The sequence below is a fragment of the Gluconobacter sp. P5H9_a genome (assembly GCF_018812085.1).
Taxonomy (GTDB): domain Bacteria; phylum Pseudomonadota; class Alphaproteobacteria; order Acetobacterales; family Acetobacteraceae; genus Gluconobacter.
Map to the genome: position 1 here is coordinate 1 of NZ_JACRVW010000066.1, position 585 is coordinate 585.

Here is a 585-nt window from a genome sequence, read left to right on the forward strand (position 1 = left end):
GCTAAAGGAAGAAGTAGTCTGGAACTGCAAGGAATTGCGAAAAGCATTCAAGCCGGTGGGTCATTAACTATCACTGATGCAGATACAAAATCGCCCCTAGAATTGCAGGGAATAGCTCACGCAGGCGCAGGAAAAGTCATCTTCGATTTTACGGCTTAATCCCACCCAGACGCCCTGACGGGCGGGCTACGCCGCTCCCGCGCTGCGCTCGCTCCGGGTCTGTTCTGCTCTGTGMTATGCTCATCTGCTKGCKCAGAGGAAAAGGAGTAKTGTAGCCACTAAAATAMGKCTGATGTTGCTMTGGAGCGGTGKAAAAGCCGCCCCATTTTCGTGACATCTAACATTACCATATTTGGGTAAGTATTTKGATAAGAGGAAATTATACAGTGCTTACTGACAAAGAAATTAACGATGCCAAAAGTGGCTTCAAGTACCAACATCCATCAGACATTCTTCACGAGCATGAAGACTGTATTAGGATGGCGTATGAATGGTTAGATGCTCAGACAACAATAAAAACAAAACCAAAACACAGTAGAGCTCTAAAGCATATTATAGAAAAATGGGCAGGAAGATATATATCTC

General features: G+C 45.0%; 1 protein-coding gene. It reads left to right on the top strand.

Features of this window, described 5'->3' with window-relative positions; genetic code table 11:
* Positions 1–386 precede the first annotated feature (386 nt).
* The coding region (locus KP708_RS15500; RefSeq protein WP_215757255.1) for a hypothetical protein at positions 387–585 on the top strand (199 nt) is incomplete at its 3' end.